We start from the raw sequence: 19,693 nt of genomic DNA, 5'->3' as shown, positions 1-19,693 counted from the left end.
GCACGCGCACCAGGTTGCGCGTGCCTGCCGCGAAAAAAACTTACTATTGCGTTGAATCTCTGCGCAACCAAGGGGGCGAAGATGAGTTCTGCCGGGAGTGGGGCTAGCGGTGCGGGCGCAGTGCAATGGCACGCCATGCCCGCCGCCGAGATCGAGCGCCAGCTCAACGTGAATCCGTCGCAAGGGCTCGACGTGGCGGACGCCGCACAGCGCCTCGGCACCTATGGGCCGAACGTCCTGCCCCAGGGCAAGAAAAGCGGCCCCTTCGTGCGGTTCCTCGCCCAGTTCAACAACGTGCTCATCTACGTGCTGCTCGCGGCGGGCTTCATCAAGCTGATGCTGAGCCTGTGGCTCGACGCCTCGATCATCTTCGCGGTGGTCATCCTCAACTCGCTGCTGGGCTTTCTGCAGGAAGGGCGCGCCGAGAAAGCGCTCGACTCGATTCGCAACATGCTCTCCGCGGAAGCGCGCGTGCTGCGCGCCGGCGAGGTGCGCCTCGTTCCCGCCGACGAGGTCGTGCCCGGCGACATCGTGCTGCTGGAATCGGGCGACAAGATCCCCGCGGACATCCGCCTCGTGGAGGCGCGCAACCTGCGCACGGAGGAGGCGGCGCTCACGGGCGAATCCGTGCCTGCGGAGAAGAACACCGACGCGGTGCCCGCGCATGCCACCGTGGGCGACCGCGAGAATATGGCCTTTTCCGGGACGATGGTCCTCTCGGGCCGCGCGACCGGCATCGTCGTGGCGACGGGCAGCCAGACGGAGCTTGGCCGCATCAACCAGATGCTGGCCGAGGTCAGCGCGCTGGAAACGCCGCTGCTACGCCAGATCAAGAAGTTTGGATACGTCATTACGATCGCCATCGGCATCATCAGCGTGCTGCTGTTCGCATGGGGCCACTGGCTCGGCCACATGACCTTCATCCAGTTGTTCCAGGCCGTAGTGGGCATCGCGGTCTCGGTGATCCCGGAAGGGCTGCCGGCGCTCATCACCATCACGCTCGCCATCGGCGTGCAGCGCATGGCGAAGCGCAACGCCATCATCCGCCGCCTGCCCGCGGTCGAGACGCTGGGTTCCGTCTCGCGCATCTGCTCGGACAAGACCGGCACGCTCACACTCATGGAAATGATGGTGACCTCGGTCGTGACGGCCGACGCGCCCTATGAAGTGACCGGCGACGGCTACGCACCCGAAGGCGAGGTTCGCGCGGGCGGCAAGGCACTCGGCGCCGAACGGCCGGAGGTGCTCACGCTCATGGGCCGCGTATCCATGCTGTGCAACGACGCCGGCCTCTTCGAAGAAGACGGCAAATGGAAAGTGGAAGGCGACCCGACCGAGGGCGCGCTCTACCCGTTCGCCGGCAAGCTCGGCATGGACCGCGCTGCCGAAGCCGCCGCCGCGCCGCGCATCGACGGCATTCCGTTCGAGTCCGAACACAAGTTCATGGCCACGCTGAACCGCTCGGCGCAAGGCGAGATGCTGCTCGTGAAGGGCGCGCCGGAAGTGATCATCGAAAATTGCGACCGCCAGCAAACGGCAAGCGGCCCCGCGCCGCTCGACCGCGAGCGCTTTGCGCGCGAAGGCGAGCGGCTCGCCTCGCAGGGCGAACGCGTGCTCGCGCTCGCGTGGCTGCCCGATCCCGGCCTCGAAGTGGGCAACCTCGGCCCCGAGGACCTGCCGAAGACGCTCGTGCTGCTCGGTCTCGTGGGTCTCATGGACCCGCCGCGCAAGGAGGCGATCGACGCGGTGCGCGAATGCCACGGCGGCGGTATCCGCGTGACGATGATCACGGGCGACCACAAGGTCACGGCCGCCGCGATCGCGGGCATGCTCGGCATCGGCGACGGCAAGACGGCCGTGGCCGGCACCGAGATCGAGGCGATGAACGACGCCGCCTTGCAGGAATGCGTGCGCGACGTGGACGTATTCGCGCGCGCGAGCCCCGAGCACAAGCTGCGGCTCGTGAAGGCGATCCAGGCCAACCGGCAGGTGGTCGCCATGACGGGCGACGGCGTGAACGATGCGCCCGCGCTCAAGAAGGCCGACATCGGCGTGGCGATGGGCATCAAGGGCACCGAAGTCACGAAGGAAGCCGCGGGCATGATCCTCGCCGACGACAATTTCGCCTCGATCTCGGCGGCGGTGAAGGAAGGACGCACGGTCTACAACAACATCGAAAAGGCCATGCTCTTCATGCTGCCCACCAATATCGCCCAGGGCGCCGTGATTGCCATCGCGATCCTGTTCGGCTTCGTGCTGCCGATCACTGCGCCGCAGGTGCTGTGGGTGAACATGGTCACGTCCGTCGCCCTTGGCCTCGTGATTTCCTTCGAGCCTCACGAGGACGACGTGATGCAGCGCCCGCCGCGCTCGATCGACCGGCCTATCGTCACACCATTCGGCGTGTGGCGCATTCTCTTCGTCGGCGCCACGCTCGTGCTCTATACGCTCGCCGCATTCTTCTGGATGAAGTCGCAGGGCGCGGCGGACTCGATGGCGCGCACGGCCGCCGTCAACGCCATCACGCTGGGACAGGTCTTCTATCTGCTCAACAGCCGCTCGCTGATCAATTCGGCGCTATCGGTACGTGCGCACATGGGCAACCCGTATCTCTGGTACGGCATCGGTGCCGTTATCGTGCTGCAGATCCTGTTCACCTATACGCTGCCCTTTCACGCCGTGTTCGATACCGAGTCCCTGCCGCTCTCGGCATGGCTCTGGCTCGTGGCGGGCGCGATCCTGTTCTTCCTCGTGGTGGAGCTGGAGAAGCTCGTCATTCGTTCGATACCGTCGCTGAAGAAGTCCGTGAGCCCGCAACAGCGCGGCGCGCCAACAAGGCAGTACCATGACGCGTAGAATCGTTTCGTCCCGTCTCGAGAGCGAGGGCCCAATGCCATGCTGCCTGGTGCGAACCTGAACCTGGTCGAGGTGACCGGATTGCTGGTGGGCGGGCTTGCCCTGTTCCTGTTCGGGCTGGATCTGATGACCGGCGCGCTCAAAACGATTGCCGGCGCGCGCCTGCAATCGCTGCTGGGTTCGCTCACCGCCAACCGGTTTCGCGGCGTGCTCGCGGGCGCCGGCATCACGGCGCTCCTGAACTCGTCGACCATCACCACGGTGCTGCTGGTGGGCTTCGTTTCCGCGCGGCTCATGACGCTGATGCAGTCCATCCCGATGATCATGGGCGCCAATATCGGCTCGACGCTCACTGCGCAGATCATCGCGTTCAATATCTCCGCGCTCACGCCGTTCATGCTCGGCGGCGGCTTCCTGCTCTATGGCTTCGCGAAGCGCGAAACGCTGCGCGAACTGGGCGGCGCGCTGCTCGGCCTCGGCCTGCTGTTTCTCGGCATCGAAATGATGGGCAACGCGACCCGGCCCCTGCGCGATTACCAGCCGTTCATCGACGCGATGCAGAACATGCGCAATCCGCTCATCGGCATCGTGATCGGCGCGGTATTCACGGCCGTCGTGCAGAGTTCGGCGGCCACGCTCGCGATCGTGATCGCGCTCGGCAGCCAGGGGTTGATTCCGCTCGAATCGGGCATTGCGCTGATACTCGGCGCCAATGTGGGCACCTGTGGCACGGCGCTGCTCGCTTCAATCGGCAAATCGGCGGAGGCGGCGCAAGTCGGTATCGTTCACCTGATCTTCAACGTGCTCGGGGTGCTGTTCTTCGCCTTCGTGATTCCGCAGTTCGCCGATTTCGTACGCATGATCTCCCCTTCCGCACCCGAGCTGACCGGCGCTGCGCGCCTCGCGGCGGAAACGCCGCGCCAGGCCGCCAACGCACACACCGTGTTCAGCGTGTTCAGTACCTTCGTGCTGATCTGGTTCACCGGGCCCATTGCGAAGCTCGCCGAACGCCTGGCACCGGCGCGCCGCGAAGGGTGGCAGGATCCCGGCGTGCCGCGTTACCTCGATGAAACGCTGGTCGAAATGCCGGCGCTCGCCATTGCCCGCGTGCAACTCGAACTGGCTTCGCTCGGCAAGCTCGTGCAGATTCTCGTCGAGCATAGCGCCACGCTTCTGGTCGAAAGCTCCACGCATGGGCTTTCCACGGTGACGAACGAGGACAAGGCGGCGGACTCGCTCAGCACCGCCATTCTCACCTATATCGGCAAGCTCTCCGACGCCGTGCAAAGCGACGACGAAGGCAGGCAACTGGTGGATCTCGCGCGAATTGCGACCTGCCTCGACGCCATCCGCGAAGTGGCCACCACGAGCATGCTCGCGCTGAGCCAGAGGCGCGCCGCGCAAAGCGCGGACGTGACCGTGTTGGCGAACAACCCCGAGCTGGTGCAATTCGCCAGGTCCGTCATCGAGCGTTTCACGCTTGCCGTGCAGATGATCGCGCACCCGGAGGCCGACGTCGTGACGGGCATCGTCAACGCCAAGCCGGAAATCGAAGGCCAGTCCGACTCGGCGCGGCAGCACATCATGTCCGCGGTGCAGCTGCGCAACGAGGGCGCGGCGTTCATTTTCCGCTTCGCCAACGACGTAATCGAGCAGTTGAACGAGGTGGCGCGGCTCTCCCGCGCCATCGCCAAGGCCACGCGATGGCTGCACGATGTGAAAATGCTGGAACCTGAAAGCGCAGAGGCCGTGGCCGAACCCGAGGCAGAAGCTCAGGCGTGAAGACGCGGCACGCGCGTGCCGAGCGTTGCCTTCAACGCGCAGCGCCCGAGGTCAGCGCATGGGGATTGCTCGTGGGCACCGCTTCGAGAAAGCCGCGCCCCATCTCCGCCTCGAAGCGCGAAGCGCTCCCCTCCCAGACAATGCGCGCATGCTCCAGCACATAAACGCGGTCCGCGTGCGGCAGGGCGAAGCGAACGTTCTGCTCGCCCAGCAGCACCGTAATGGGCGTGGACTGCTGCAGCGCATCGAGCGCTTTCGAAAGCTGTTCGAGGATCACGGGCGCGAGCCCGAGCGTCGGCTCGTCGAGTATCAGCAGCCTGGGCTGGGGCATGAGCGCACGCGCAATGGCCAGCATTTGCTGCTCGCCGCCCGAGAGCGTGCGCGCGGTTTGGCCCTGGCGCGACTTGAGGATCGGAAAGAGGTCGTAGAGCCACGTGAGCTGCTTCTTGCGCACGTCGTCCGATAGATGATAGCCGCCGAGTTCGAGATTTTCGCGCACCGTCATGTCGCCGAACAACTCGCGCGTTTCCGGGCATTGCACGAGGCCCGCGCGCGACACGGCCGCGCCGCTCATGCCCTTCAGGTCGCGGCCGTCGAAGCGGATCGTCCCTTTGTACGGCAGCAAACCCGAGAGCGCGTTGAAGAGCGTGGTCTTGCCCGCGCCGTTCAGGCCCACCACCGATACGAACTCGCCCTCGCGAACATGGAGGCTCACGCCGTCGAGCGCGCATGCCTTGCCGTACAGCACGCGTACGTCGGAGACCTCGAGGATGGCGCGCTTCTCTTCGCCCGCAAAGCTCGCGCGCTGACGCAGTTCCAGCTTGCTGCCCAGATACACGCGGCGCACGGTTTCGTTTTGCATCACTTCTTCCGCGGTGCCTTCGGCAACGTGCTCGCCGAGGTACATGGCGAGCACGCGGTCGGCGAGCGCTGAAAGGCTCTTGACGTTGTGATCGACCAGCAGCACCGCGTGGCCCTCCGCGCGAAAACCGCGGATCAGCTCGGAGAATGCCTCCGATTCCGCAACCGTGAGTCCTGCGAAGGGCTCATCGACGAGCACGACCTGCGGGTCGCGCGCAATCGCTTTCGCCATTTCCATACGGCGCAAGTCCGCGAACGGCAGCGTGGCGGGATGCCGGTGCATGACGGCGGCCAGACCCACGCGCGCGGCAATTTCCTGCGCGCGCTGATGCACATGCGGCTCGGCCGCGAGCTTGACGAGCGAGTCTGGCAGCAGCGCGAGCTTGATGTGCTCCAGCACCGTTTGCCGATGCAGGGGGCGCGAGTGCTGGAACACGATGCCCACGCCGGCGCGCGCGATGCGGTGCGGCGCCCAACCGGCCATCTCCACGCCGTTCACCTTGACCGAGCCCGCGTTGGGCCGCTCGATGCCCATGATCAGCTTCATCACGGTCGACTTGCCGGACCCGTTGGGTCCGATCAGGCCCAGTATCTCGCCGGGCCGGATGTCGAAGCCAATGTCCTTCACCGCGACCAGACCGCCAAAGCGCTTGGTCAGCCCGCGAACGGAGAGCAGTGGCGTGTCGTTCATTGGCGTTCCCTCGTCCGTAGCAGGTTGCCGAGCAAACCGTCCGGAAAGAACAGCAGCGCCGCCAGCGCCACCGCCGCGACAACGAACGTGTTGAGCTGGCCGAGCGGACGCAGGAACTCGCCGGCCACGATCAGGAAGATCGATCCGAGCACGGCGCCGAGTATCGTGCGGCGCCCGCCGAGCACGGCCGCGATGATGATCTGCACGCCGACGCTCAAGTCCACCACCGTGCTCACCGAAGCCGTGCCTTGATAGAACACCAGCATCGCGCCCGCCACGCCCGAAAACACGGCGCTGATGCAAAAGGCCACGAGCTTGTGCCGCGTGACGTTGAAGCCCAGCGCCTGCGCGCCGGTAGCGTCCTGGCCGCTGGCCTGCAGGATGAGGCCGATGGCCGAGCGGGAGAGGCCGAACAGCAGGATCGCGCAAACCACCAGAAACGCGAGCGCGATCCAGTAGTTGTGGTTGGCGTCGACGGACATCACGTCCGGCACCATCATGCCGATCTCGCCGCCCGTCACGCCCGCGAAAATCACGATCGCGTTCTGCAGCAGCAGCACCGCCACGAGCGTGACGAGGCCGAAGTACGGACCGCGCAGCCGCAGCGCGGGGACCGCGAGCAGCAGGCCGCCCAGCAGCGCGAAGAGGCCGCCCGCGATTACGCAGACAGGAATCGGCAGCCCCCAGTGGGCATCGATGATGGCCGCCGAATAGGCGCCGAGGCCGATCAGGAACGTCGGGCCGAAATTGACCTCGCCGGCAAAGCCGAACAGCAGATCCCACGACATCGCGAATACGCCGAAGTAGTACGCGACCGTGAGCACGCCGAGGATATACCCCGACATCCACCAGGGCAGCGTGGCCGCCGCGACGGCGAGCAACACGGCCACCCATACCCCACGCGAACGAAGAAGACCGGACATGTCGATGTGCTCCCTTCGCTCGGTTAGCGACGTCCCAGGAAGCCCTGGGGCCGCACGTACACGACGAGCACCAGCAGCAGCAGCGCCGGAAGCGGCCGCAGCGTCGGCGCGACGAGATACGCGGTCACGGTCTCCAGATAGCCGACCACATACGCGGCCATCAACGACCCGGAAACGCTGCCGAGCCCGCCCAGCACGACGATGGAGAACGCGCTCGCCGTGAGCTGCCCGGCGTTGTTCGTGCTCACGCCGAGGAACGACGCCAGCAGCACGCCCGCAATGCCCGCCAGCACGCCGTAGATGGTCCATGCGAGCAGATAGATGCGCGAGAGTTCGAAGCCGAGCAGCGTGAGGCCGCGCGGATTCATCGAGGCGGCGAGCAGCGCCTTGCCCGCGCGCGTGCGATTCACGAACAGCCAGAGGAGACCGATCACGGCCCAGCAGACCACGGCGATCATGATCTCGTTGAACGGCACGCGCACGCTGCCGATCATCGCCACGCCGCTGATGAGCGGGCGCATCGTCACCGGGTTGTCGGTGAAGAGCCAGGCCATGCCCTGCTGGATCATGATGCCCCACAGCAAGGTGCCGGTGAGCACGAAAATTTCCTTCTCTTCGCCCGGAATCGCCGCCGAACGCTGGATCGGCCGCACCACCATCAGGTAGGTGACATAGGCCGCGATGAGACCGGCGACCACGCCAAGCAGCGTGCCGAGATAGGTGCCGAGGCCCGCCTCGCCCGCGAGCATCCAGCCCATCAGCGCCGCGACGAGCATCACGCCGCCATGTGCGAGATTCAAGATGCCGGAGACGCCGAAAATCAGCGTGAAGCCGATGGCGCCGAGCGCGTAGAGCGAACTGATGGCAAAGCCGTCGATGAGGATCTGCAAGAGCAGCATGTCCGGCCTTTCAGGTGGGTTGGTGTGTCGCAACAAGCGCCGTGCGGCCCATCGTCAGACGAAGGGCCGCACGGCGCGACGCACTACGAAGCTAGTTCACGCTAGCTTGCTGGAGCTTGATGAAGGTCGGGAACTTGACCTTGCCGTTCGCAACGGACTTGGGCCAGATCGCGATCTGCTTGCCGTCCTGCCACTGCAGGTTGATGCCGGTGATATAGCCCGGGCCGTACTTGAGCGCGTGCGTGAACTGGTCGTCCTTGCCGTAGAACTGCCAGCGCCCGATCGTGCCTACGTAATCCGTCTTCTCGAGCGCGGCGACCATCTGGTCCGGATCGGTCGAGCCCTTGTTGCGCTTGATCGCATCCGCGAGGATGTACACGAGGTCATAGGTCGAGAAGCCGCAATACGCAGGCGATACGCCGAACTTCTTCTGGTAGGCATCCGCGAAGGGCACCGTCTTCGGCGTGATCGCCACGCCCGGCGCCGCTGCGGAAGCCGTGATCACGCCCTCCGTCGCGCCGTTCGTGTCCTTCCAGAAGCTCGTGGTCGTGGCCTGCGAGCTTTGGCCCGACATCGGGATCGGCACCTGCTGATCGTGCCATTGCACCGTCGGCTGTACGCCCACGTGGCTGATGCCCGTGGTGATCGTATCGGGGTGCCTGGCCTCGATCTGGTTGAAAATTGGTGTGAAGTCCGAAGTATCCGGATTGAAGCGGATATGATCGACCACCTTGAGCCCGGCCTTGGGCAGGCATTCCATGAAGCGCTCGTCGAGCGGCTTGGTCCATGCGGCGTCCTCGCTCATCACGACCGTCGACTTCATCTTGAACTGACCGACGAGAATATCGTGCGAGAAATCGCAGATCGACTGCGCGATGAACGCCGAAGTCATCCAGCCGTGGAACGTGTACTTGTAGTGGTCGTAGTCGTCGTGGACGTGCTTCGAAATATCGTTGCTCGCGGCGCCCGGCGTGATAAAGGGCATTTTCAGGCGCGCCGACCAGGGTTCCATGGCGAGCGCCACTTCGCTGATATAGCTGCCGATCACGGCAACCACCTTGTCCTGGGTCGCGGCGCGCTGGAACGCGCGCACGCCGTCCGAGGCCGACGAGTGGTCGTCGTACGCGATGATCTGGATGGGCCGGCCATCCACGCCGCCGCTCGCGTTGATCTCGGCCGCGGCGAGCTGCGCCGCCTTGCTGATCGAAGCGCCCGCCACCGCGGACTCCTCGCTGATCACGCCGATCTTGATCGGCTCACCCGCGGCATGCGCACCGGCCGCGAGGCCCAGCCCTGCCGCCACCATACCCGTCGCCGCTACGCGATGAAGGTTTCGCCACACGCCGTTACTGGACATCATGCATCTCCGATTCGCCAGCATCGTTGAGGAACATCTGCCCGCCACATTGCTGCTTTGAAGAATGTGCCCACAACAGTATCACCAGCCTTTACGCGCTCAATCGGGAAAAACGATGACAGGTAACATACGGATAAGGTGCTGATTTTATGGTGCAAAGCGGCAAGAAAACGCGTTTCCCCGTGCGGCTGCGCACGCGAGGCGCAGCACTTCGGACGCGTTCGGGATTGCCGTGCGATACCGTCTATTCGACCTTCACCCACACCCGTTCGGAAATGCATTCTTTACGGGGCCGCGAGCAGGCAGTGTCGTGATATGCAGATATTTGCCGTCGATTCTGAAACGGCTCACTCGCGGTGCTTGCCCCAGCGCCAGCGTGGCGGCTCGCCCTTGAGCCAGCAGATCACCGAGAGTGCGACAGTGGCGAGTATCGCGAGGCCCGCAAACGCATACGGATGCCCGTGCGGTTCAAAGAAAACGGCGATCAAACAGATCGAGACGACATACACCACGAGTACCACCCACCCCTGCCAGGTGAGCGGAAGTCCCCAGCCCCAGCCATAGCGTTTGGCTCGAAACCAGTATTTGCCAGTGCCTGTCATTTCCCCCTCTCCCACGCCTGACCTGATGCGCAGCGTCAGGCCGATGCAGTATGGCACACGGCCTCGACCCGGTTGCCGGCCGGATCGATGAGAAAGGCGGCGTAATAGTCGGCGTGATAGTGCGGCCGCAAGCCCGGGTCGCCATCCGACCGTCCGCCCGCCGCGAGACCGGCGGCATGGAACGCATCGACCTGCGAGCGCGTCGCGGCCTTGAAGCACCAGTGCCGCTTGTTCGGCTCGATGGCGCTGGCATCCAGATAGATGGAAAGATACGAAGACTGCGTTTCGGCCGCGTCGCAACGCTCACCGTAGCCGAGCGCGTTGGGGCGGTCGTAGACCTTCAGCGCACCCAACGCATTCATGATCGCATCGTAGAAGGGACGCGCTGCGTCGAGATCGGGCACGCCGATCGAAACGTGATCGAGAAGCTGCATGGTGCTGGAAGTCCGCAGTCGTGAAGGCACGACTATAACCGGCGCATCACACCATGCAGCGTTTGCCTTACCCCGCGTGACCGGTGCGGAACACCGAAACCGCTGCATTGAGCCGGTGCGCTTCGTTTTCGAGCGACGATGCCGCGGCCGTTGCCTGCTCGACGAGTGCCGCGTTCTGCTGGGTCACGAGGTCCATCTGTCCCACGGCGATGTTGACCTGATCGATGCCCGTGCTCTGCTCCGCCGCCGCCGATGCGATCTCGTTCATGATCGCGCTGACGCGCGCGATCGCTTCGACGATTTCGCTCATCGTCGAGCCCGAGCGCTCGACGAGGCCCGCGCCCGTTTCCACGCGCGAGGTCGACGACTCGATCAGTTCCTTGATCTCCTTGGCCGCCGCGGCGCTGCGCTGCGCCAAAGAGCGCACTTCGCTCGCCACCACCGCGAAGCCGCGCCCTTCCTCGCCCGCACGCGCCGCTTCCACAGCCGCGTTGAGCGCGAGAATGTTGGTCTGGAACGCAATCGCCTCGATCACGCCGACGATCTCGCCCACGCGCCGCGAGTCGCCCACGATGTCCTGCATCGTGCCGACCACTTCGCGCGAGAGCGCGCCGCCCTGCGCGGCGAGGCCGGAAGCGCCCTCGGCGAGCGTGCTGGCCTGGCGTGCGTTTTCTGCGGTCTGCTTGACGGTAGAGGTCAGCTCTTCGATGCTCGCCGCCGTTTCCTCGAGCGAGGCGGCCTGCTCTTCGGTGCGCTGCGAAAGATCCGTATTGCCCGCGGCGATCTCGCTCACGCCCTTGTCGATCGACAGCGCGCCTTCACGCACGCTGCTGACCGTCTTGATGAGTGCATTCTGCATCTGCCGCAGCGCGGCCTGCAGGCGGCCCATTTCGTTGTTGCTCGTCGTCTGCACCGTGCCGCTCAGGTCGCCGGCGGCGATGCGCTGGAACTGCGCGATGGCCGCGTCCACGGGATGCACGATCGCGCGCATGAGCGCCGCGCGGCCGATCCACGCGAACAGCAACGAGAGCACCATGCCCACGCCCACGGCGACGCTCACCGCATTGAAGCGGTCCTGCGCTTCCTGGTAGCGCTGCGCGCCGAGGTCGATCTGGCGCTTCTCGAGCACGAGCATCGCCTTTTCGTAGTTGCTGTAGAGCGACGGCAGCTTGTGGCCCTGCAATTCCTGGAACGCGGTCTTGTCACCGGCCTTGAGCGCCGCCAGCGCCGGCTCGACGCCATCGTGCAGGAAGCTGTTGCGCTTGGCCTGCATGTCGGCGATGAGATCCTGCGCCTCGCCTTCTCCGCTCGCAATCGACAGATAGTGGTCCAGACGCTCGTTCGAGTTCTTCAGGTATTGATCGAAGCGCTTGAGCACCGCGTCCGCGGCATCGTGGTCGCCGAGATCGGACAGCGACGCGTTGGTGGCGAGCGCGAGGCGCAGACGCAGCAACTGGCCGGCGCTGCCTTCGAGGTCGGCGACGGCCGGCGTATTGACGGTGTACATGGTGCGCAGCGACTCGTTGCCCGCTCGCATCGACAGGAGTCCTGTGGCGGCGCCGACGATCAGGACGACGCCAAAGAAGGCGATCATCAGGGTCAGGCTCGCGCGTATCGACAGCTTGTGAAGCATTCCTGGTCTCTCTCCGTGGGGCGCGCGGCTCTGGAGGCCGCGCGTGTCCCAGTCGTTTTTCATCGAATGTTCCGGTGCGCCTACCCAGTGCAGCCCTTGCGTTCAGGCTGATTAAGCGCCCAGTACATAACAACGGCAGGAGAGCGTGCGAACTTTATGGTTGACAGCAAAGAAGCACGACCGTTAGCAACGCTTCGTAATACAGACCCATATGTGGGATGCATACGAGTCAATCCGCATCACGCGCTGGCTTCGCGTGCGCCCGCTTCGCCCTCGTCCACCGGCACGAGATAGCGCAGCACGTCGCGCCAACTCACGATGCCCACGGGGCGAAATTCGGCATCCACGATGGGGATGCACGAAATCTTGTTGGAGAGAAAGAGGGCCACGGCGTCGGAGAGGCTCGACTCGGGTCGCAGCGTGAGCGGCTTGCGGCTCATGATCTGGTGCACGCGCTTGTTGAGCGTGCCGAGGTCGCGCGCGGATTCGACCACGCTGTCGATGAACGGGCTGATCGCGCGCAGCAGGTCGCGATCGGAAACGACGCCTTGCAGCTTGCCGTCTTCGACCACGAGCAGATGGTGAAAGCTCGCTTCCGCGAAGATCTCGCGCACCGTCGCGAGCGTGTCGTCGAAACCGACGGTAACGACACGGCTCGTCATGAATTTCTCTACTTGCATACCTTCCAGACCTGAATGGGTTCGACGTCCCGAGCCGGCCTGTGCGCAGCGGATTCCGGCGGCGGCTCGGGGCTTCAGCCCGTGATATCGACCGCAGGCGCGTAAATCTTCAGTCTGGAAAACGGCGTGGGTCGCGCACACACGGCGCGCCCCATCGGCTGCACGCTTTTGTCATGCTTCGAGCGCGAGCGTCGCGAAGGTGGCGAGCCAGTGCTCGCCCATATAGTCCCCGGCCACGTGGTCGAGCGCGCGGGCCAGATGCAATTGCGCGGCATCGTTGAGGACGGCCACACGTGCGTCGCCCGCGGGCAGCGCGCGTGCAAGTGAGCGCTGACACCACGCGCGGCTCAGGTTGAGCCCGTCGAGGTGGGCGATCTTGCCGTCGCTGCGGTCGGTCACGGTGGCCGGCGTGAAAAGCGTGACCGGTTCTTGCACCGCGAGGTTGGGCAAGAAGCGCGTGAACCACGGCTCGAAATCCTGCGCGCTCAGTACGCGGCTCATCAGCAGGGCCACGCTCAGCGCGGGCGAGAGGAACTCGTCGCCGCCCGGCTCCCACGCCTGGCAGCCCGCGTCGTTCGTATGCCAGCGCGTGGCGGTGTCTTCGATCAGCGTCGCCAGCGCAGGACGCGACGTGGCTTTCGCGAAGTCGTACGCGAGCGTGAGCGCGAACGCCGTATTGAAGTGAGTGCCCACTCGCAACGGATAGGTCGCCTTCGGCAGGAATTCCTCGAAACGCTCGACGAACCAGTCGGTGAGCGGCGCCAGCGCCGCCTGCCAGCGCGCGGCCTGCGGCAGCTTCATCGACTCGACCAGCGCGTCGACCTGTGCCGCGAGCGCGAGCAGCCATGCCCAGCCATAAGGGCGCTCGAAACCGCGGTTGTGCGCGAGCGTGAGGTAGGCCATCTCACCGGCCATCTTCTCCGGCGTGAAGTGCTCGTCGACCACGGCGACGATCTGCGGCCCCTCGGGCAGGTCGGGAAAGCGCTCCAGCAGATGCAGCACGAGCCAGTAGCCGTGCACGCACGAATGCCAGTCGTAGCTGCCGTAAAACACCGGGTGCAGCGCGCGCGGGCCCAGCACGTCCTGCGGGCCTTCGAGCGAGTGAGTCAGCTTGTTCGGGTACTCGCGCGTGAGGTGGGCAAGCGCGAGCGAGGCGAACTTCGAGGCATGGGCGGCGGTGAGGTGTGTGGTCATCGTGATCTCATCAGAACCGGAAAACTAAGGCGTACATCAGCAGCGTGTTGACGACGAGCAGCAGCACGGCGGTCGGCCATTGCGCCTTGATCACGCCGTTCTTGTCGCTCAATTCGAGCAGCGCCGCGGGGACGATGTTGAAGTTCGCGGCCATCGGCGTCATGAGCGTGCCGCAGAAGCCGGAGAGCATGCCGATGGCGCCAAGAATCGCCGGTGTACCGTGGAACTGATGCACGATCAGCGGCAGGCCGATGCCGGCGGTCATCACCGGGAAGGCAGCGAACGCGTTGCCCATGATCATCGTGAAGAGGGCCATGCCGAAAGTGTAGGCGGCCACGACCGCGAACGCCGAATTCTGGGGAATCCAGTTCGTGACGAGTTCGGACACCACGTGGCCGACGCCCGCCGCGGCGAACAGCGCGCCGAGCGCCGCGAGCATCTGCGGCAGGATGGCGGCCCAGCCCACGGCGTCCATGGTGTGCCGCGCGCCCTTGAGCGCCTGCACGGGCGAATCGCGCAACATGACGAGCGCCGCGCCGAACGCAACGAGCGTGGCGATCACGAGCGAAATGAGCGTGACGTTCTTCGCTTCGACGAAGGGCGCGTACTTGAGTGGGAGCGTGCCGACGAGCGTCACCACCGCGATGAGCAGCGCCGGAATGAAGAGCCGGCTGCCGAAGCGCCGCGCCCCTTGCTCGCGGCGCGCCTCGGCTTTGGCATCGTCGTTGGCCGCGGGGCTGCGGCCCAGCTTGCCCGAGCCCGCGAGCAACGCGAGCGCGATGGCGAGACACCCCATCACGAAATGCGGCAGCACGCCGCCGAACAGGAACGTCAGCGCATAGACGCCCCAGAACACGAAGTTGACGACGCGGCGCGGGTTCGCGCGGTCGAGCAGGTTGAAGAGGGCGAACGACGCGAACATCAGGCCCGCGACGACACGACGAGCAGCGCGTTCATGCGCAATGCGAAACCGTTCACGACGATCGGCACCCCTATCAAAACCAGCATCTCTCCTCCGCCTTATCGATTTCCGCCGGTCTCGTGGACCCGGCGCGCGCTGGCGCGCTTCCCCGTTGCGCCCAATTCAGCCCGGAAATCTATCACGACAATTTATCGATAAATAGTCGATAAAGTCTTTGTAAGGGAAGTCCCTGGGCGATGTGCGTCGCGTGAAGACGAATTGGTACCGCCGCGCTGTGGCGCGGCGTGGGCCGGGGGTGGGTCGGCCGGACAGTTAGTTGCATCTGCCGCGCCGGACTGGAATGCCTGCGCGGCAGGATTCAGATGTCGAGATCGAAAGCGTGTTGATCGTTTGCCGCTTGCGGTGCGTCGTGGAACGACAACTCGGCGCCAATGCGCTCGCCGCTGCGCACGCGGCTGATGGCATGCCGCAGGTTCACGCGGTAGTAAGCGCTGCTGCCCTTGAATGGCCGCTGGGCCGTGGCGATGATCGCCGCGTCGCCCAACCCGAGCGGGACGACCGTCGGGCGCGACTGCATGCGCGGACGCTGCTCGGTCAGCACCAGTTCGCCGCCCGTGAAGTCTTTCCCCGGCGCCGAGAGCAAGGCGACCACTTGCAGCGGAAATACATGCTCGCCGTCACTGCGTTGATGCAGCGCCAGATAGTCGTCGGTGCCTAGCTGGTTCAAATGCGACTGCGCCCGCGTTTGCCCCGCTCGCCGGTTGCGCTGCCGAAATTCATCCAACTGCGCCAGGAATCGATAAGGCATGCCAAGCATCTCGTTCCATCGATTGGCAATGGGCGCCAACTGACGATAGAGGTCCACACGCCATTGCGCCCACGGCTGCGGGAGAGGCGTGCCGAAATACAGCAGATCGCCACGGCCGAGATCGAGCGAGTCGAGCGCAACGCGGCGCAATGCGCTCGATGTGCCGGCTTCGCGCGCGAGCCTGCGGGCTTCGTCCGCGCCGGCTAGCCGAGGCAGTACCGCATAGCCTTCGCTGTCCAGTTGCGCGGCGATTGCGCTCCAATCGAGCTTGTCGAATGGGTCGGCAGATGAAGTCATAGGCAAGGACATATTCATTTCAAAAGCCTGGGAGCGTTGCCGTTTGCGGAACGTCGCGCGTGGCGGGTATCGCCTTCTCGTGTTCGAGCAGCCAGCGCTTGCGATGCAAGCCCCACGCGTAGCCCTTCAACTCGCCGTTGCTGGCGATCACGCGGTGGCACGGCACGACGATCGCGATGGGATTCGCGCCGTTCGCCGCGCCGATGTCGATCGCCGCGCGCGGGTCTTCGAATCCCAACGCTTTCGCGAGCTTGCCGTAGCTGGTGGTGGTGCCAGCCGGAATCTGACGCAACGCGGCCCAGACCTTTTCCTCCAGGTCCGAGCCTGTCATGACGACCGGCAGAGAATCGAGCGCGGTCAATTCGCCCGAGAAATAACGCGTCACGGCGTCGGCGATCGAAGCCGGCGCGGCGGCGTCGATCCATTCGGCACTGTTGTGGCGTTCGCGCAAGCCACGATGCAGGCGCGAGCGGTGATCGGCGAATTCGAGCGCGTGCAGCCGCTGCTGCGCATCGCTCACCAGCATGAGGTCGCCGAGCGGCGACTCGATATGGCTGAGAAACAGTTGCATGATGCGTTCCTTCGCGTCGTACGCGCGCTAACGTGAATCGTGAAAAATCAGGCCGACGGTATGACGCTTGCCGCTGCGCACCACGCTCACGCCGTGCCGCATGGCGACCCGGCGCGTGCCGCCGCGCCGGGTCGCAGCCGGGCGCTGGTTGACGGTGAACAGCACCGCGTCGCCCTGCTCCAGCGGAATCACTTCGGCACACTGACCGTTCGACGCGCTCTGCGTCATCACGAACTCGCCGCCTTCGAAGTCGACGCCGGGCCGTGACAGCAGCATCGCCACCTGCAGCGGAAACACATGCTCGCCGTAGAGGTCCTGGTGCAGGCAGTTATAGTCGCCCGGGCCGTATTCGAGGATGAGCGGTGTCGGACGTGTTTGCCCTGCGCGGTGGCATTGATCGAGAAAGGCGTCGAGGTCGGCCGGGTATTGCGTGTCGATCCCCAGTTGCCCGTTCCAGCGGTTGGCGATCGGCGCGAGGTACGGATAGAGCGCATGCCGCAAGCGCTGAAGCAGCGACGGCAGCGGATACGCGAAGTACTTGTATTCCCCGCGCCCGAAATTGTGACGCGCCATGACGATGCGCGAGCGAAAGCCATCGTCCCTCGCGTACAGGGCGGCGAGTTGCGCGCATTGCTCGGGCCTGAGCACGCGGGGCAGCACGGCGTAGCCGCGCGCGTCGAGCGATCGCTCGATCTCGACCCAGTCGTACGTTGCGGATTCCGGCTTCTCAGCCCGCATGGCCCCGGTTTTCATCGCGTGCGTTCCTCCTCTCGCAAGCGGCATTCTTGCCGATCTCGCCCACAGACCAACGATACGCCGGCGCACCGTGCGTTCCGATCCGAATGTTGCGCTCTAATTCGGCGCGTGCCACGGCGTGAATGCCACGCGAATGTCACGGCAAGAAACGGGTATCTGCGTGGTTTGCCGGTCGATATCGTTCATTTCAGGCGGAGCAATCCTGCTTCGCCGTGAATCGAGATCAGCAAGGAGTCGAACATGTCGATGGAAGAGGACAACAAGGCGTTCGTTGGCCGCTGGTTCACGCGTTTCTGGGGCGAAACCTGCGACCTCAGCGTCGTCGACGAGCTAGCCGCGCCGGACATGCTGCTCAAGTATTCGCTGCACGAGCCGCGCCGCGGCCGCGAGGACATCAAGGCGTTCATGACCGGCTTTCGCGCGGCGTTCCCCGATCTGAACTTCTGGGGCGCCGCCGATCTCATCGCTGAAGGCGAATACGTGGTGGGTCAGTGGGAAGGCGGCGGCACCCATTCGGGCCCGGCGTTCGGTGACTTTCTCGCGGGATCGTTGCCGGCGGCGAGCGGCCGCAAGATGCACTTCACCGGCACGACGGTATTGCGCCTGAAAGACGGCAAGATCGTCGAGGAGATCGGGCTCGACGACGGCGTAACGGCGCTCACGCAGCTCGGGCTCATCAGGCGGGTCTGACTGCGCCACGAACGGAACGTCTCACATAGGGAGTCGAATCATGTCACCGCTTGCTCCGCTCCTCGCCCTTCACGCGCTCGCCGCTCAACGCGGCGACGGGCTACGGCCTGAACTGCTCGCGCTGTTCCTGCGTCATGCGCAATCCGACGCCGGACTCAGCGCGAGCATCGATGGCCCGTGCGTGGAAAACGGTCAGGCGCCGCCGCAATGCGCCACGACGTTGGACTGCGCGTCGAGCCACACGGGAATCGCATCGAGCTTGGCGCCGGCGCACGGGCCTTCGATGCACTGCCCGTCTTCGAAGCGAAATAACGCACTGTGATGCGCGCACATGATCACCTGTGCGCGATACGTCGGCACATGGCCGGGCTCGTAGTCGAGCGGCACCGAGAAGTGCGGGCAACGGTTCGCGTACGCCCATACTTCGCCGGCCCGCCGCACGACGACGACCGGCCGCCCGGCCAGCGCGGCGTCGATCACGCGCGCGCCGCCGTCGGGCACGTCGTCAAGGCAACACAGGCACACGGTCTGCATGGTTCACACTCTTTGCTCAGGATTGCCAAGATTCCAGTCCCACGGACGGATCTCGACGTGCTCGAACAAGCCCGCCAGCGTATAGGGATCGTCGCGCACGAAGCGCATCACGTCGTCGTAGCCTTCCGCCTCTATCACGAGCAGCGTGCCGTTGAGCGCGTCGCAATGCGGCGCGAGCGTCGAGCCGCCCAGCCGCACGAACACCCCGCGTTGCGCGGCCGAGCGCAGATAGGTGCGATGCACCGCGCGTTCGCGCTCGCGGACTTCGCGCATGCCGGGCTTGTCGGTGGCGAATACGGCGTAGTAGCGTGTGTGCGGTCTCATGCGCGCTCCAGCACGAAGTCGTAGCACGCCTCGCGAAAGCCGCCCTCGAAGCCGAACTGCTGCGCGGCCGCCCCACCCGCCGCGTGCTCGCGATAGTCGACGAGCAGCGAGGGCTTCACGCCGAACACCGCGTCCGAATCCAGATACGGGTCGTTCTGGTTGAACAGGTGCGTGACGAGCGCGCTGTGGCCCGGCGCCGTGATCATGAAGTGCAGATGGGCGGGCCGCCACGGATGCCGCCCCGTGGCGTTGAGCATGCGGCCCACCGGGCCGTCGGTCGGAATGGGATAGCACACGGGCTCGATGGTGCGGAGCGCGTAGCGGCCTTCGGCGTCGGTGCGATAGCGGCCGCGCAGGTTGCCGTGCGGCTGTTCGGTGTCCTGCCCCGAGTACATGCCGTTGTCGGCCGTCTGCCACACGTCGAGCAGCGCGTTCGCCACGGGCTCGCCGTCGGTCGTCAGCACGCGGCCATGCACGAGGGCCGGCGTACCCGGCGTGAACGCCATGTTCTCGCCATAGGCGCGTTCGGGCATGCCTTCGATGTAGAACGGGCCGAACACGGTCGTATCGGTCGCGCCGGAAGCATAGCGGTGATTGATCGCATCGACGAGCATCGACACGCCCAGCGTGTCGGACAGCAGGATGAATTCCTGGCGCACGACGTCGTCGCACATCTGGCCCGTCTCGGTCAGGAAGCGGATCGCAGCGAACCACTCCGCCTCCGTCGGCTCGACTTCGCGCACGTAGGCGTGCAGATGGCGCACCAGGCTTTGCATCAGCGTGCGCAGGCGCGCATCGGGTGTGTTCGCGAAGCGGCCCACGACCTGTTCCGTCAAGGCGCGTTCGGCTTCGGTGCCAGGCATCGACATGGTTGTCTCC

Annotated in this window: 19 protein-coding genes and 1 pseudogene; 3 read left to right on the top strand and 17 right to left on the bottom strand. The window is 65.2% G+C overall.

Annotation, left to right across the window (positions count from 1 at the left end):
* The first annotated feature begins 81 nt into the window (after nt 1-81).
* Together AB4Y42_RS26365 and AB4Y42_RS26360 are read left to right on the top strand one after the other, a co-directional pair.
* Nucleotides 82-2,856: an HAD-IC family P-type ATPase gene (locus AB4Y42_RS26365; RefSeq protein ID WP_368695800.1), complete on the top strand. Its 2,775-nt coding sequence runs from the start codon at nt 82-84 to the stop codon at nt 2,854-2,856.
* A 39-nt stretch (nt 2,857-2,895) separates the two neighbouring features.
* Nucleotides 2,896-4,638, top strand: a complete 1,743-nt coding sequence (locus tag AB4Y42_RS26360; RefSeq protein ID WP_368687314.1) for a Na/Pi cotransporter family protein — start codon at nt 2,896-2,898, stop codon at nt 4,636-4,638.
* Nucleotides 4,639-4,669: 31 nt separating this feature from the next.
* Here AB4Y42_RS26360 and AB4Y42_RS26355 read toward each other — a convergent pair whose 3' ends face one another.
* From AB4Y42_RS26355 to AB4Y42_RS26290, 14 genes and pseudogenes are all read right to left on the bottom strand, one after another.
* The gene (locus tag AB4Y42_RS26355) at nt 4,670-6,190 is read right to left on the bottom strand and encodes an ATP-binding cassette domain-containing protein (protein WP_368687315.1); all 1,521 of its coding nucleotides are present in this window, start codon (nt 6,188-6,190) and stop codon (nt 4,670-4,672) included.
* Nucleotides 6,187-7,113 (bottom strand): branched-chain amino acid ABC transporter permease, encoded by a 927-nt coding sequence (locus AB4Y42_RS26350; RefSeq protein ID WP_368687316.1) that lies wholly within the window; start codon nt 7,111-7,113, stop codon nt 6,187-6,189. Before AB4Y42_RS26350 ends, AB4Y42_RS26355 begins: the two co-directional genes overlap by 4 nt.
* A gap of 23 nt (nt 7,114-7,136) precedes the next feature.
* On the bottom strand, nt 7,137-8,012 hold the full coding sequence (locus AB4Y42_RS26345) for a branched-chain amino acid ABC transporter permease (protein ID WP_368687317.1): 876 nt from the start codon (nt 8,010-8,012) through the stop codon (nt 7,137-7,139).
* Nucleotides 8,013-8,103: 91 nt separating this feature from the next.
* Nucleotides 8,104-9,369: an ABC transporter substrate-binding protein gene (locus AB4Y42_RS26340; RefSeq protein WP_368695920.1), complete on the bottom strand. Its 1,266-nt coding sequence runs from the start codon at nt 9,367-9,369 to the stop codon at nt 8,104-8,106.
* Nucleotides 9,370-9,716: 347 nt separating this feature from the next.
* Nucleotides 9,717-9,971 (bottom strand): hypothetical protein, encoded by a 255-nt coding sequence (locus AB4Y42_RS26335; RefSeq protein WP_368687318.1) that lies wholly within the window; start codon nt 9,969-9,971, stop codon nt 9,717-9,719.
* Between the two features lie 35 nt (nt 9,972-10,006).
* A complete protein-coding gene (locus tag AB4Y42_RS26330) occupies nt 10,007-10,405 on the bottom strand; it encodes a VOC family protein (protein ID WP_069267035.1) in 399 nt (132 codons plus the stop codon).
* Nucleotides 10,406-10,472: 67 nt separating this feature from the next.
* On the bottom strand, nt 10,473-12,038 hold the full coding sequence (locus AB4Y42_RS26325; protein WP_368695799.1) for a methyl-accepting chemotaxis protein: 1,566 nt from the start codon (nt 12,036-12,038) through the stop codon (nt 10,473-10,475).
* Nucleotides 12,039-12,277: 239 nt separating this feature from the next.
* The gene (locus tag AB4Y42_RS26320; protein WP_368695798.1) at nt 12,278-12,718 is read right to left on the bottom strand and encodes a CBS domain-containing protein; all 441 of its coding nucleotides are present in this window, start codon (nt 12,716-12,718) and stop codon (nt 12,278-12,280) included.
* Between the two features lie 171 nt (nt 12,719-12,889).
* A complete protein-coding gene (locus tag AB4Y42_RS26315; RefSeq protein WP_368695797.1) occupies nt 12,890-13,912 on the bottom strand; it encodes a DUF2891 domain-containing protein in 1,023 nt (340 codons plus the stop codon).
* Between the two features lie 10 nt (nt 13,913-13,922).
* Nucleotides 13,923-14,834 carry a DUF979 domain-containing protein gene (locus tag AB4Y42_RS26310; RefSeq protein WP_368695796.1) on the bottom strand — a complete coding sequence of 304 codons (912 nt, stop codon included), beginning with the start codon at nt 14,832-14,834 and terminating at the stop codon, nt 13,923-13,925.
* A 14-nt stretch (nt 14,835-14,848) separates the two neighbouring features.
* Nucleotides 14,849-14,920: pseudogene (locus AB4Y42_RS26305) on the bottom strand (DUF969 domain-containing protein); the annotation flags it as partial.
* Nucleotides 14,921-15,192: 272 nt separating this feature from the next.
* On the bottom strand, nt 15,193-15,939 hold the full coding sequence (locus AB4Y42_RS26300; RefSeq protein ID WP_368695795.1) for a 2OG-Fe(II) oxygenase: 747 nt from the start codon (nt 15,937-15,939) through the stop codon (nt 15,193-15,195).
* A 19-nt stretch (nt 15,940-15,958) separates the two neighbouring features.
* Nucleotides 15,959-16,510, bottom strand: coding sequence for a methylated-DNA--[protein]-cysteine S-methyltransferase (locus AB4Y42_RS26295; protein ID WP_368695794.1), 552 nt, complete (start codon nt 16,508-16,510; stop codon nt 15,959-15,961).
* Nucleotides 16,511-16,537: 27 nt separating this feature from the next.
* The gene (locus AB4Y42_RS26290) at nt 16,538-17,263 is read right to left on the bottom strand and encodes a 2OG-Fe(II) oxygenase (protein ID WP_368695793.1); all 726 of its coding nucleotides are present in this window, start codon (nt 17,261-17,263) and stop codon (nt 16,538-16,540) included.
* 243 nt (nt 17,264-17,506) lie between these two features.
* Between AB4Y42_RS26290 and AB4Y42_RS26285 the strand changes: the two genes are divergently transcribed.
* Nucleotides 17,507-17,956: an ester cyclase gene (locus AB4Y42_RS26285; RefSeq protein WP_368687326.1), complete on the top strand. Its 450-nt coding sequence runs from the start codon at nt 17,507-17,509 to the stop codon at nt 17,954-17,956.
* A gap of 192 nt (nt 17,957-18,148) precedes the next feature.
* On the opposite strand, the gene AB4Y42_RS26280 is transcribed toward AB4Y42_RS26285, so the two are convergent.
* From AB4Y42_RS26280 to AB4Y42_RS26270, 3 genes are read right to left on the bottom strand one after another with little or no spacing between them, the layout of a single operon-like run.
* The gene (locus AB4Y42_RS26280; RefSeq protein WP_321921483.1) at nt 18,149-18,490 is read right to left on the bottom strand and encodes a Rieske 2Fe-2S domain-containing protein; all 342 of its coding nucleotides are present in this window, start codon (nt 18,488-18,490) and stop codon (nt 18,149-18,151) included.
* Between the two features lie 3 nt (nt 18,491-18,493).
* A complete protein-coding gene (locus AB4Y42_RS26275) occupies nt 18,494-18,814 on the bottom strand; it encodes a YciI family protein (RefSeq protein WP_368687327.1) in 321 nt (106 codons plus the stop codon).
* The gene (locus AB4Y42_RS26270) at nt 18,811-19,683 is read right to left on the bottom strand and encodes an intradiol ring-cleavage dioxygenase (protein ID WP_368695792.1); all 873 of its coding nucleotides are present in this window, start codon (nt 19,681-19,683) and stop codon (nt 18,811-18,813) included. The genes AB4Y42_RS26275 and AB4Y42_RS26270 overlap by 4 nt, the downstream gene beginning before the upstream one ends.
* Nucleotides 19,684-19,693: the final 10 nt, after the last annotated feature.

This window comes from Paraburkholderia sp. EG286B (assembly GCF_040965655.1).
GTDB lineage: Bacteria > Pseudomonadota > Gammaproteobacteria > Burkholderiales > Burkholderiaceae > Paraburkholderia.
This window is presented reverse-complemented; position numbering and strand designations above follow the sequence as displayed.